This window comes from Nocardia sp. GP40 (assembly GCF_050434125.1).
In the GTDB taxonomy this organism is placed as follows: Bacteria; Actinomycetota; Actinomycetes; order Mycobacteriales; family Mycobacteriaceae; genus Nocardia; species Nocardia albiluteola.
The window spans coordinates 184,863-197,081 of the sequence record NZ_JBNPVW010000008.1 but is presented as its reverse complement, the minus strand read 5'-3'; the positions used below and the strand labels follow the sequence as shown (position 1 = coordinate 197,081).

General features: G+C 62.1%; 10 protein-coding genes and 1 tRNA gene. 2 read left to right on the top strand and 9 right to left on the bottom strand.

The window, feature by feature from the left end:
• Window positions 1–101: 101 nt before the first annotated feature.
• The 8 genes from ABH933_RS24840 to ABH933_RS24805 form a co-directional block, all read right to left on the bottom strand.
• Window positions 102–473, bottom strand: coding sequence for a hypothetical protein (locus ABH933_RS24840; RefSeq protein ID WP_429421079.1), 372 nt, complete (start codon window positions 471–473; stop codon window positions 102–104).
• On the bottom strand, window positions 470–2,668 hold the full coding sequence (locus tag ABH933_RS24835) for a hypothetical protein (RefSeq protein ID WP_429455096.1): 2,199 nt from the start codon (window positions 2,666–2,668) through the stop codon (window positions 470–472). The genes ABH933_RS24840 and ABH933_RS24835 overlap by 4 nt, the downstream gene beginning before the upstream one ends.
• Window positions 2,669–2,670: 2 nt before the next feature.
• Window positions 2,671–2,976 carry a hypothetical protein gene (locus tag ABH933_RS24830; protein WP_429421083.1) on the bottom strand — a complete coding sequence of 102 codons (306 nt, stop codon included), beginning with the start codon at window positions 2,974–2,976 and terminating at the stop codon, window positions 2,671–2,673.
• 161 nt (window positions 2,977–3,137) lie between these two features.
• Window positions 3,138–3,851 carry an ESX secretion-associated protein EspG gene (locus tag ABH933_RS24825; RefSeq protein WP_429421085.1) on the bottom strand — a complete coding sequence of 238 codons (714 nt, stop codon included), beginning with the start codon at window positions 3,849–3,851 and terminating at the stop codon, window positions 3,138–3,140.
• Window positions 3,848–5,155, bottom strand: a complete 1,308-nt coding sequence (locus tag ABH933_RS24820; protein WP_429421087.1) for a hypothetical protein — start codon at window positions 5,153–5,155, stop codon at window positions 3,848–3,850. Before ABH933_RS24820 ends, ABH933_RS24825 begins: the two co-directional genes overlap by 4 nt.
• 2 nt (window positions 5,156–5,157) lie before the next feature.
• On the bottom strand, window positions 5,158–5,739 hold the full coding sequence (locus ABH933_RS24815) for a DUF3558 domain-containing protein (RefSeq protein ID WP_429455103.1): 582 nt from the start codon (window positions 5,737–5,739) through the stop codon (window positions 5,158–5,160).
• Between the two features lie 47 nt (window positions 5,740–5,786).
• Window positions 5,787–6,167, bottom strand: a complete 381-nt coding sequence (locus ABH933_RS24810; protein WP_429421091.1) for a hypothetical protein — start codon at window positions 6,165–6,167, stop codon at window positions 5,787–5,789.
• 493 nt (window positions 6,168–6,660) lie between these two features.
• On the bottom strand, window positions 6,661–7,932 hold the full coding sequence (locus ABH933_RS24805) for a hypothetical protein (protein ID WP_429421093.1): 1,272 nt from the start codon (window positions 7,930–7,932) through the stop codon (window positions 6,661–6,663).
• Between the two features lie 707 nt (window positions 7,933–8,639).
• On the opposite strand from ABH933_RS24805, the gene ABH933_RS24800 reads away from it, so the two are divergent.
• Together ABH933_RS24800 and ABH933_RS24795 are read left to right on the top strand one after the other, a co-directional pair.
• Window positions 8,640–10,013 (top strand): hypothetical protein, encoded by a 1,374-nt coding sequence (locus ABH933_RS24800; RefSeq protein WP_429421094.1) that lies wholly within the window; start codon window positions 8,640–8,642, stop codon window positions 10,011–10,013.
• 918 nt (window positions 10,014–10,931) lie between these two features.
• Window positions 10,932–12,149 carry a hypothetical protein gene (locus ABH933_RS24795; protein ID WP_429455095.1) on the top strand — a complete coding sequence of 406 codons (1,218 nt, stop codon included), beginning with the start codon at window positions 10,932–10,934 and terminating at the stop codon, window positions 12,147–12,149.
• Here ABH933_RS24795 and ABH933_RS24790 read toward each other — a convergent pair.
• A tRNA-Lys gene (locus ABH933_RS24790) sits at window positions 12,115–12,187 on the bottom strand. The genes ABH933_RS24795 and ABH933_RS24790 overlap by 35 nt on opposite strands.
• Window positions 12,188–12,219 lie beyond the last annotated feature (32 nt).

Sequence of the window (12,219 nt, the reverse complement as noted above, 5' to 3'; positions counted from 1 at the left end):
GTCACTGTCACCCCGCTGCTGTTGGTTGAAGATCGTCGGACACCCACACATCGCCCTCGACCGCTGACTTTCGTGACTGATCCCGCAACTCATCGACCGCCTCACTCCAGCCATGACATTGGTGCGCCATCTTCCAGGGCGTCGTCTTGATCGGTCCAATCGGATGGCTGCGCATACGCGTGGCGGCCGTAGCTGGCCGGGTTGGCGCGCTCGGCCGCCAGGCGGGTCCGCTCGGCCTCCTCCCGCGCCAGCCGGTCACGCTCCTCACGCTCCCGGCGAGCGGCCAGTTCCTGCGCGGTCTCGGCCTGCCGCTTGCGGTCCTGCTCGATCAGCTTCTGCCGCAACTCGGCGAACGCCGCGGAACCATCGCGCGTCGTGCGCGCGTCGGTGATGAAGAACTGCCGCTGACTCGTGCGGGACGCTTCCCGATAGTCGGTCAGCAGCCGATCCATATGCGCTGCATAGTTGTTCATTTACCATCCCCCATATCGATCTCGATCTTCACACCGTCGGTGCGGGGCGAGGGCGCCGGTGCGGCAGCTGCCGCAGGAACCGCCGGCTCCGGAGAAGGCAGGTTCAATTGGTGCCCCGATGCCGACTCGTGCGCCTGGGGTGGGCTCTGCGTGGGAGTCGGCTCGTAGAGAGTGGCCGGGTCGAAGTCGGCGTTCGGGACGTACTGCTCGTCGGCTGCGTCGATGCCGAACCTGCCACCGGCAGGAGCGGCCGCGGCGGACTCGATTACCGGCTTGCGATTGGAGCCTGGTTCCTTGGTCCACATCGCCCGCGGCTGCACTATGCCGCTGGACTTGTGCTCCGCATCCGCCTTTCCGCCGCCACTCCCGCCGCCCATATGTGGCATGCTGCCGAGCGACGAACCCGTCGTGGACGTGCCGGTCGAGGCGGTGCCAGCTGTCGAAGTGCTGGCCGAAGTCGTGGTTGTTGTCGTTGTGGTGGTCGTGGGCGAGCCGGTCGTCCCCAGCGACGAACCCGCATGCGGTGACGACGAGCTGTCCGACGTCGAGATCGAGGCAGACGACGCCGAACTCGTCAACGACGCCCCGCCACCACTACGGGACTGCGCCGATGTGGTCGACTCGTGCGAGGAATCCTTCGACCCGCTTGCTGACGGATCCCCGCCCGGGGTGAAGAACGGCACACCGTTCTTGATCCCCATCGAAAACTTCTGCGCCTTACCGTCCGGACCGGTCACCGTCGTGGTCACCGTCCCATCCGAAGACTGTGACACCGACAGATTTTCACCACCCAAGCTGAAGCTCGCCAGCTGCTTCGATCCCGTGGCGCTCGATATTGCCGACGCGGCGTTGGCCGAATTGCCCGTCAGGCTACTCAGGCTCGTCTGCAACGCACTCGCCGCCTGGCTCGCACCCGACTGCAATGTGCTCGACAGCTGACCCACACCCGACTCGACTGTCTGCATGGTCTGCTGCGCCTGACTCAACAGGCTCGATAGCGAATTGCTTTGCGACGAGGCCGGATTCACCGACGTCGGGTTCGTCGCGGCCGGATTCTGTTGTGTCGCTGACGAACTCGTCTGCACACCAGCCGTCGATGTGTTCGCCGAACCCGGTCCCTGCTGGTTACCGTTCGCCTTCGGGCCGTTCTGCTGTAGCTTCGGGAACTCCGCGGGATCCTGATTACCGAGCAGATCCGTCACCGGCTTGTACGCCTGCTTGATGTAATAATCGGCCAGCACACACTGATTCACGAACGCGATAACCGCCTCGCGCACCGCCGGACCGAAATGCTCTTGCAGCCACTGCTTGCAGATATCCTCTACAACGTGTGACTGGTCACCGTCACTATCGGTGACCTGGGTATGGAATTGCTCCTGCATAATGGTGGACTTGTTGGTATTGCCCTCGTTGCCCGCCGCAACTCCGATGATTTGACTCACCGGATCATCCAGCCCACCACCCAATTTCATCGCATGCCCAGCGACTGGCATCTGCTCACTGGCGAACTGCCCGATAAATGTCGCTTTATCTTTCACGATGCTCAGCAGCACATCGGGCAACCCTTGCAACGCCGACGCCAACGCCTTCACGAACTGACTCTGCTGGTCCGCATGCGAGTGGAACCCGGCCATATGATCCTGCGCGGCATCCCCCGACTGCCCCTGCCACACCTCCGGCACCGCGTTCGCCACACCAGCGACCTCCTGCGCCACCTGCGACAGCGCAGCATCCCCACCGCCGCCGGTCGCCGCGGTCTGCAACTGCTGCGCCAGCTTCCGCAGACTATCGACGTCCATACCCCGCTGCTGGTCGAAATACTGCCCCTCCAACCGACGCATCTCCCCCTTCTCACCCCGGGGGTCTTCCAACGTCGACACACTATCGCCTGCGTAACCGACCGCGGTGTTGGCCGGAATCTCGATTTGATCGAAACCAGGCAGCCTCAACAGATCCCAGACCCGGCGATACCGCACCAACGCCCGCTCGAACCAGTCCAACCCGGGAACTGCCTCATTGAGCAGATCATCGGCACTCTGACCCGTGAACTGGATATCACCATTCCAGATCTTCGCATTATTGAAATAGTTGCTATCGTCGTCACGTAGCCACCGCGTCAGATCGGATTTCGCCTTCGACGCTCCATTCGAATACGTCTGCTCGTACGCGCTCGCGGCCTGCTGTGGATTCGTCACCGCTACCCCAAACTACCTGTAGCCCTGGCCATTCCAGCCGCGCGATCCTGATCGGTGCCCGTGTGGGTTGTCACCGCGGTCCGAAACGCTCCGGCAGTCGCGCTCGACGCCTCGGACCACGAATGCAACATCGCGACAACACCGTCCACACCGTCGACGATCTTCTTACCGTGCTCCTGATAGTCCCGACCAGCATGCGAAGCCTCGAACCCAGCGTTCGCGATCCGAGTCGCATGCGCCTTCGTCACCTCCGCATGCGGCTCGAGCTTCTGCGCCATGCCATGCACGGCCTCCGGGACGAACAGCATCGCTCCCCTCCTTATCTCTCGATGGCAACCACAGAACACGACCCACCCCGAGCAGCGGCCCACCCGCCGATCATGTCAAACACTCTCCGGCCCCGCCACCAGTCCAGCGCAACTAATCCTGTGCGTGACAGCAAGTTACAGCCACTCATCCAACAGGTCCGTTACTCACGCCACTCGTTAGCCATCCGAGCGACCTCACGAGCCACCGTCTCTCGCGATAGCGGCTCTACGTGAAAGTCGTTGTACTGCTCGCGATATCCGTAGCAGCCGTCACCATCCACGTCGATCCAACTCATGTACTGAGCAGGCAGCGGACGACGGTCACGCAACGCGGCCTGGACCTCGATATGCCCCCAGCCGACACGACGTGTGGTGAGCAGGTTCCGCATCCGCTCGGCCGTGGTTACCTTTGTGCCGGTCCATGATTCGAGGCTGACCTCGATCCGATCGATCGACTCCACCAGCTTCGGACCACGTCCGGCCGGAACGGACCCCACGACCACCGCGAACACATTGGGAATCAGTGTCGGCGAACCGATCTCGACCACCACGTTCCCCCCGAACTCATCGGTCGGCCCGGGCCGCTGAAACAGAGTCACACCGACATTCGTGTCGATCGCGCCGTAAACGCGCATCCGATTCCGCCGCTTACCGATCAGCGCCGCCGACACCTCCGGACTAGCAGCGACCCGCAACGCTGCGGACAGATCCACATCGCCATCGCGCGGCAATCGGGCCCGCAGCTCCTCGGCCATCTTGGCGTACTCGTTCTGCCATTGCACCGACGAAATCAACCGCAACGGAAACGGATACCGGTCCAGGCCGGTCTCATTCCAGATATGCATGAACTCGTCGGGAGTGAACTCCCACTTCACCGACTATTGCCCTCGTTCTCGACCCGACGCGTCTGCGCCGCAGGGATATTCGCACCAATAGCACCAGGTGCCATCGGGTCTATGTGGCCAACGAGCTCTTCTTCGCGATTCATAATCAAATAATCTGCCGATTTATGTTCCCGCTCGTCATCCTCTTTTTTCTTCGCACCCGCACCGCCCATACCGGGCATGCCATTCATACCAGCCACACCGGTCCGGCCGGCACCAGCAGCAGCCGCCGCTGCCTGACCAGCATTCCCGATGCCACCCCCAGCGACACTACGACCCATGCCACCACCGCCCCAGACGCCACCACCGGCCCCGCCCAGGCCGCCGCCGCCCGACCCCAACCCGCCACCGCCGCCACCGAATCCGGCCGTATTCGTCGCCGACGGACTCACGCTCGACGGGAGCGTATTCTGCGAACCAGTACCGGGCAGATGGCTTCCCGTCCCTGGAAATTGCGACGATGGATCAGCACTCGACGGTTTCGTCTGTTGCGAATTATCGGGCTGCTGAGAATTCGGTGTGGTGTTCTGTGTGCCGGGACTGCTGGACCCCGGCGAAATACCACCTGGGCTAGGTGCCGTGGCCGGACCGCTGCTGTTCGGGGCATCGACATGCACGAAGGTCGCCACACCATCACCAGCCGGCTTGTACGTCGTATCGTAGTTGGCTTGCATCGCCGCGATCGCGACGCGATGCAGCTCGTCTTCCGAACGGCCCGCCGTCATCGCGGCAGCAGGGGAAGTCACACCGAGCGACTGATAGAACGCGGGGAGCTGGGACGTTCCCGGCGTGGCCGATGAATCGGCCGGGGGTGGGACCGATAGCTTGACTGCCTCCGACCCGTCAGCCGCCGACCGCAGCCGACCCGCCACACCCGCAATAACTTCCTGAATGTCGGCGACCTGCTGAAAGAATTTATGCGCGGCGTCGGACGCGGCGTTGGCGGTATTACCTTTCATTCCGCTGGCTATCGCGTTCTGAACCCCCAGATTCGCCCCGAAAGTTCCGCCGCTCAGTTCTTGGCCGATCGAATCCCATGCATCCGCATGAGAATGCAACATTCCCGGCAGTAGCTCCTGAACTTTGGAATATATTTCCTGATGCGATACGCCGCCCCAATTTTCGAGGTTTGTTATATAGGACTTGTCGGTGTCCTTGTATGACAAGTTACTTTGCATGTCGAGAGAACCGGCTCTGGCGACATTCGCATCATTGATCTGGGCCGCAACCTTCGAGTTCTGGCCGAGAATTAAACTTTCCAGCGGATCTGGGACGCCGTTATTCGGATTTGTCATGATCAGTTATCTTTTCCGATTTCCGGCTCGATCGCTGTCGCGATATCCAGCAAGCCGTCGCACGGCGAAGCCTGGGTGGCATTCTGGTTGAGATCGGTAGCAATCTGAACGAATCCGGCTTTCGTTCTGAGGTCGATCTCACACGTGCCGTGCAGTGTAGTGTCCCTATTCCAGATGGCCTGGCGACCGCTCACGGTAATCGGCGGACCCCAGGCAGCGTTCTTCTGCAGATCCTGATCCCACGGCACATTGGCCGAGTTTATTCTCAAATCTTTAGTCTTCGAGGTGAACTCGCAGGTCAAGAAGGTCTGCTCCGCGACCATATCCTGTATTCGCTGACGTGACGCTGGATCGAACCCTGCCTTTTCGATCGTCTGATCACTAATCCATGTACACGGATCGAAGACGACCACCGGGAGCCCCGCGGCATATTTATTATCTTTTTGCGAGGGTGGTTGCAGCTTCGGGTCAGTCAAGGTCGGTCGCGCCGATACTGTGCTCGTAACGACCGCCGACGACGAGGCGCTGCTCGGGTTCTCTGTTGCATTTTTCGAGGTTGTGGCATCATTCGACGAACACGCCACTGTCGTCGCACATGCGGTCAGTCCTATCCAAGCCCACGCGGATAACTTCACTTCCCGATCTCCTCCGTCGTAACCTTGATCGACTGCCGATGCATCTCATCTGCCTCCTGGATCAACTTACCCGCCAGAAGGTGCGCCGCGGCCATCTGCAGGGCCGCCTCCTTGGCGCTCTCCAGGGCGTTCACCAAATCGCGCGCTTTACCCTCGAACCCCGCTTTAAGCTCTTTCGAGGAGGTGAATGTACTAAATCCCTGAAGCGAATAAAGGTTCCGAGCGCGAACTATCTGCGGATCGATGGTGTTGTCAACCAAACGCTTATAGGCATCGGCGCACTCCTTCGCCACCCCCGCCTCCATCGTGAACGTCCCTGCAGCCGCCTGCTGATACAGACCGTTCGCCGTCGACAACCCGACATCCATGGCCCCCACCGGCGGCCTCCCTCCTGCTCGTGTCAGGCAACCATACTCGGACTGGAACATTCCAGTCCGAGGGCCTCAGCGACGAACTTTCCTACGAAATCACCCCTGATGCCCACTCGCCGCGGCGGCGCGACTGCCGACACGGTCCAACAGCTACGTGTCGGCAGCGATGCGAGCCGACAGAGTCGCTTCAAACACGTTTGTGGACAATAGCTTCCGCATCGGTATCCAGGCGCATGCCGATGACGCTTATCCCAGCAATGGGACAGCACAACACATCCGTACCGGTCGGGATCTATAGAAGATAACGATTGGGACACGTCGCATGAATCTCACCGACTGGGGCAGCGATCCCCAGATGTATCACAGCCGGAGTCATTGCCCGGTCCGGACGGAACTATGTGCAGCGGCTGCCCAAGCCCGCCGGCCGAACTGAACGGCTGGAACGGCCCCCATCGGACGCTCACGCTGGTCGCGCGAACGTGCTGAGCTGCTGCCGATTTCACGATCCGGACCCGCGGGGACTGCCTGTGGGTGGGCTGGCGTAACGGTTGGTGTCCTTCTCGTGGGCCAGTCCGAGTTGTGCCGCAGCGGCTTTGCGACCGAGCTTGTTCAGGATCAGGATGGCGCCGGTCGTGCGGGTGGTGCCCAGGGTGACCCACGAGAATTCGCTTCCGCGGGCCTGACGCCAGGTCCTGTACACGTTGTGTGGGTATCGGACTGTGCCGGCGCGGGACGGGAATACCAGATTCAGCGGATTTGGTGTGTCGGCGTTGAGGTAGGCCTCGCGGAGGCGCCGGAAGGTGGGTAGGGCCCAGAGGGGGATCGGCATGCGCCGGGCGCCGTTCAGGCCGGCTTTCGTGTGCGGTTGGCGGGTGATGGTTTTGCCTTTGCGGGGTTTGGCGATCCCGGTGATCCACGCGTAGGGGGCAGGGGTGCCGTCGTTTTCGGTGGCGTCGAGGTCGATGCCGCCGGGTATGCCGTCGTGGCGATCGGGCTCTTCCCAGACCAGTCCGAGGATCTCGCCGGGGCGGATGGTCAGCGCGAGACCGACCTCGAAGATGTCGAGAATCGTTTGGTCCCGGTCGCAGTCGCGGCCGGCGGGGGTTCCGGGGATCGCTTCACCTGCCGCCCATCGCCCGAGCTGATCGCGCAGTCGATCGAGTTGATGGATGTCGAGTCCGTGTGGGCTCGCTGGGGTGTCGTCGATTCCGGGGATAGCCTCCGCGGGGTTCGTGGCGAGGATGCCCAATTTGAAGGGTACGTCGAGGATCTCGATGAGTAGTTGGCGGTGCAGTTTGGCCTTGGTCTTGTGTCCCTGTTCGAGAATGACACGGATGTGCTCGCTCAGCCGCGGTGTGGTTGTCTGATGGATTGTCAACTCGGCCAGGTCCTCGATCTTGATGACCTTGTCGGGTACGCGGAGATCGTCGGAGTGAAAGACCTCGCTGAAGTAGCGGTCGAGTGTGGCCTGATCCCGGCCGTGGGGATTCTCCTCGGTCTGGAGTCTGTACCACTCGTCGATGACGACCTGGAGTTGTGAATCGGATGTGTAGTTGTTGACCTGTGCGCGACGTCGCTGGGTTTTTCGGAGTTCGCCGTTCTCGATGTAGGCGTCGAATGCCTCGTCCTTGGTTCGTCCTATACCCTGTAGGGGCTCGGTTCTCCCATTCCGCCGTATCTGTCCACACGCGATGAAGCTTCTGCCGTTGGGGCTGCGGCGATAGCGGGGTGTGCTCGGAACGCCTTCTCGGAGAGGTGGTTGTTCGGCCATGTGGAGCTCTTTTCTGTCTTGTATGTGTGGCTGCTTGGCGTCAAAGGGCAGCGACGAGATCGCAGGTGATTAGGCGATTTAATGAGCCTGTTGATGGTTATCGACGTCGCGAACGTCGACTTGGCTATCCAAGATGCGTCGTGACGTTGGACGGGGGTACTGGATGCTGCTGGGGCTGGCAGGTTGTATAAGTAATTGAATTCCACGGAGCATTGCCTGTCTAGGCTTTTCGCGGCCACCCTTAGTGGGCCCACTGCCAGTGGGGCCGTTCGTCTATTAATTGAGTGTGGATGGCATCGCCATAGTCGAATCAGAGAAAGCGCTGACGGTTCAGTTTCGCGTCTTTCGTGGCTGTATGGGCGAGGTCTTCGCGCAGCGATCAACGCGTTATGTTGGCTCGATCGTCGCCGGGGATGAACTCGGCAGGCAAGCCATCGGCGTCCCGTCGATGTGGTCGCTGTGCAGCGGCCGGCACCAGCCATGCAATCTACGAGGGAATTCCGGCCAGCACGCTCGCCCGATTTCTCGGGTATCAGGCCGGTCCGGCCAGGTGTGGCACTGCAATACGTCGGCTCGAAGGTGTTGCTGCATCTACTCGCTGATCTATTCAGCTCAGCGTGCCCGCGCCTGCGCGCCGGACGGCGCTGTGCGCCGGCCACGTTCGATCCATGTCACGGACGTCCAGTCCGGTACCGAAGGGCCACCCAATGATCAGTTCGACCAAGAATGGTTCCAGGGGCACCCCCGAGTTCGCCGACGACGGAGATGGAAGCATCGCCGGACTGCGGGAATGGGCACAGCGACGACTCGCTCACCAGAATGACCCTGCGATCACAGCGGCCTGGTCCGAGCAGGAGGTGAATGACGAGCGTGAACTGGCCGAACGCATCCGCAAGAACGAACGGCACCGGCGATGGAAACGCGTGCGATCCGAATCCGACGACGAGGACCGCGCCCTGCGCACGCAACGCGCGATCGATAAGGCCGACACCGCCGACCGGCTCACCGCCCGCAGGGCCCTGGCGGTGCAGCGGCGCATGACCTCGGCTCACGCCCGGCTCGCATCGCTGTACCGGCACCGGATGTGGTCGCTATTCACGCTCAGCGGCGTCGTCGCCGCGGCAATGACCTGGAGCGGGACCGATGTTCAGCACAACATCGCACCCGGCGGAGCCGGTAATCCTTTGTACTGGTTCAGCTACTTGGTGGAGTTGATGATCTCCACCTGCCTGGTGGTGATCATGGTCGGCACAAACAAGGTCGGCGAGTACGGGATCACCGTTGACCGCCGCATGGTCGCTGCTGCGGAGTCGGCGCTGCTTGCGCTCACCGTCGAGCTCAACACCTACCCGTATTGGCATGACGGGCCGACCATGGCAGGGGTCGGCGTGCATGCCGTGCCCCCGGTGATGATCGGGGTCGCACTGATGATCCATCACGCCGCCAGCATCGGTTACGGACAGGCGATCCGGATCCAGGCCGCCGAATTGCCGGACGACGACCTCACACGGACAACCGCCCGAACCACCGGCGGCGCACACAACCCAGACGCGGACGTACACGCCCGGTGCCACGACCGTCCCAGCAGTACGCGTACGCGGGCTGACCTGCCCGCCGCGAACGCGTCCGACAGTTCGACACTCAACTCGCAGCCGCGAGGCGTACGCGGCGGTGACCAGCGCAGTTCTTTCCGTCCGCGTCGCATCGCTGGCACTGTGCGTCCTCAGCCCCGACTCTGCTCGATCAATTCGCGTTCTCATCCGGCAACTGCGGGATCCGACGCGGAACAGACCCGCGGTACGCGTCGGGCGCCGGGCCGGGATGCAGCGGACGCGTCGACACCACACACCAGTCGCACTGGCGATACGGCCCGCACCCGTGACGTGGGCGCGGGCAGGCGCCGGAGAGTCGACCGAGAACAGATAATCCAGACAGCCGAGCAACACCCGAGTTGGTCGAACAAGCGCATCGCGGACGAGTACGGATGTAGCGCCAGCGCCGTCGACAAGATCTTTCGCGTCACTCGGCGCCCGGGCCGGGAACCCCCGCCGTCTGTCCCGCAGGTGCAACTGCCGGTGTAACGCCAGAGACCGGCTCGGCGCACACCAGCCGATCGCTCACGCTCCACGCACCGCCGAAACCCTGTCGAGCTGCCGCTCCCGGCGCGAACTGGCGTAGGCAATGACTTCGTTCGCCGGGGCGGCATGGAATCCATGCCGATAATATTCGGCTCTACCCGCCAATTTCTGCATGACTACATACACCACTGGCGGTGGCCCCACCATCTGCGGCGCGGAAATCTACAGACGGGCAGTCGATTCCGAGCCCGTAATGGCACGGCAAGCCCTCCCGAATATGCTCGGCGCCCAACCCAGCCCGGACGTGAAACCCACATCCACGGGATATGCCCCGAGGATGTTCATGCCCGACGACAATTCATCTCCCGCTGCGCCCTCGCCGTGACTGACCGATCCGAATCGGCCCGAGCGACTGGGTTTGAAGCCCAAGACCCTTGCGAACCGGGCGAGTGCTGGAAAAGGGTCGAACCACTCTTTGGCTATTGTCGGCCTCTTTCGCTATCACATCAAAAATGTCGAGAATCGGCACGAATCCGTGGCCGACGAATACCTACGCGATGCAATTGACGATATCCCTCTGCGTGCGGTGACGTGACACAGAAGAAAGGTGAGCACGTTGGCTAAACGTGGGCGACCGCCCAACCTTGATGGCGTGCCGAGCAAACCGACCTATCACAGAAGCCCTAACGGTAAAAGTGTTATCGCCAAGGGCTACCTTCGGTTGAACGGTAAGACCGGTCCCTTGCAGGGCACAGGATCGACAAAAGCCGCCGCGCGCGATAAGTACTACCAGAACGGAGAGGAACGTAAAGCCACGCGTCATGCCACGGTCAACGACCACACCAGCAACACGAAACTGCGTGTGGTCATCGATGAGTGGCACAGACGGCAGGTGAAGAAGAATCCGCGGCACCGGAATCAGTGTCGTTGGATATCTACTTCTCCGAGGTGTTCCGTTCGACGGATCGTCGGGCGGCCAAGAATGTCATCAAGATCGAGGATCTGGCCGAGCTGACGATCCGTGAGGCCACCGCGCCCAAACTCATCGCGCACGTGGACTCGATCCTGGAGCTGGGGTACAACGCGAAGGCGCAACGGCACCGGCAGCTGTTGATCGAAATCATGGAGATCCCCAAGCAATGGGGGATACTCGATACCAATCCTGCCGAGGCCATCGAAGAGATCCGCGACAAGGACCCCAACCCCCGCGGCCTCACCGAGACCGAGCTTCCCGGCCTGCGCGCACAGCTCGCACAGTGGGCGGCAGGCGAGGCGATCCCCGGCACACCTGCCGGGCGTGTATGTGATCGGGACCAGACGATTCCCGACATCTTCGAAGTGGGCCTAGCCCTGACGATCCGTCCCGGGGAAATCCTCGGCCTGGTGTGGGAAGAACCCAATCGCCACGACGGCATCCCGGGCGGGATCGACCTGGACGCGGCGGACGAGAACGGTGCCCCTGCCCCGTACGCGTGGATCACGGGTATCGCCAAGCCATTGCGTGGCCAATCGATCACCCGCCAGCCGCACACGAAAACCGGGGAGGACGGGATCCGGTGCATGCCGATCCCGCTGTGGGCGCTGCCGATCTTCCGACGTCTCTACAAGGACCACCTCGCCCGCCGGACACCGAACCCGTTGAACCTGGTATTCCCCTCGGCGAAGGGGACGGTGCGGTATCCGAACAATGTGCGCCGCGCCTGGAACAGTGCCCGCGGTACCGAGTTCGCGTGGGTCACCCTCGGCACCACGCGCAAGACCGGCGCCGGCACGGTCATGAACACACTCGGCCCCAAAGCCACCGCCGAGCAACTCGGGCACACGACCGAGAAGAACGTCAAGTACTACGCCCAGACACCACCGCGGATCGTGTCGCGCGAGAACGCCGACGCGTTGTCCACACTCGGCCCGGAGTTTGCGGGGCAGCCCCGATCGGGGGCTGACGCGAGCGCGGACGGCAGCGGATCTGCATCGGTTTATGCTTGTGAAAAATCTGGGAAATCGCGGAAATCTGCTGGAAGCTCGCGGGTAACTGGTAGGAACCAAGCTGAGCATATTCCCGCAGGCCAGAAACGGAAAAACCCCGGTAAGAGGGGGTTTGCTGTGCGCCATCAGGGACTCGAACCCCGAACCCGCTGATTAAGAGTCAGCTGCTCTGCCAATTGAGCTAATGGCGCTTATGCAGTATTCCGTTCCGGGGCCCGTCGGC

Coding starts and splice junctions, on each gene's coding strand:
- ABH933_RS24840 (WP_429421079.1), bottom strand. CDS start 473: ATGAACAACTATGCAGCGCATATGGATCGGCTGCTGACCGACTATCGG.
- ABH933_RS24830 (WP_429421083.1), bottom strand. CDS start 2,976: ATGCTGTTCGTCCCGGAGGCCGTGCATGGCATGGCGCAGAAGCTCGAG.
- ABH933_RS24820 (WP_429421087.1), bottom strand. CDS start 5,155: ATGACAAATCCGAATAACGGCGTCCCAGATCCGCTGGAAAGTTTAATT.
- ABH933_RS24805 (WP_429421093.1), bottom strand. CDS start 7,932: ATGGCCGAACAACCACCTCTCCGAGAAGGCGTTCCGAGCACACCCCGC.
- ABH933_RS24800 (WP_429421094.1), top strand. CDS start 8,640: ATGATCAGTTCGACCAAGAATGGTTCCAGGGGCACCCCCGAGTTCGCC.